At 82.1% G+C, this 625-nt stretch carries 1 pseudogene; it reads left to right on the forward strand.

The window, feature by feature from the left end:
• Positions 1-625: pseudogene (locus J7E97_RS33715) on the forward strand (DNA helicase RecD); the annotation flags it as partial.

The following is a 625-nucleotide window of genomic DNA, read 5'->3' on the forward strand; positions in this document are numbered from 1 at the left end:
AGGGCGACGGGCCCGCCGGACCGGCCGCGCCCGAAGACGGCCCGACGGAGGCCGACGCGAGCGGCGACGCGGAGGCCACCGCCGACGGCACGGGCGGCGACGCGGAGGATGGAGCCACCGCCGACGGCGCGGCGAAGGCGGACGGGGGTGCGCCCGCGCTCAGCGAGGCCGCCGCCGAGCTGGCCGCACAGAAGATCGAGCGGGAGCGCATCGCCCGCCGCAAGGCCGAGCGCGAGGGCCCCGTCGAAGCCGGGGCCAAGCTCAGCGGCAGGGCCGCCGAGCTGCTGGCCGCCGTACGGGCCGTGGAGGGCGGCGGCAAGCCCCCCGCCGCGTACGAGGCCCCCGTACCCCCACCCGCGTCCCGCACGACCGTGCCCGCGCCCGCGCCGGAGCGCGCCCCCGTTCCCGCCCCGGCGGCCGTGGCCATGCCGTCCTCCGACGCCGTCCAGGCCGTCCGCGCCGTACTCGCCCGCGGCGGGGCCCCCGAGTCCCTGGCCCCGCAGGCGGCCGCCGCGCTCGGTGACGACGCCGCTGGGCAGCTCGCCGAGTCGCCCTGGCGGCTGCTCGCCGTCGCCGGCGTCCGCCCGACGCAGGCCGACGGCTTCGCCCGCGCCCTGCTCGGCGC

It is taken from the genome of Streptomyces sp. ISL-66 (genome assembly GCF_018614135.1).
GTDB lineage: Bacteria > Actinomycetota > Actinomycetes > Streptomycetales > Streptomycetaceae > Streptomyces.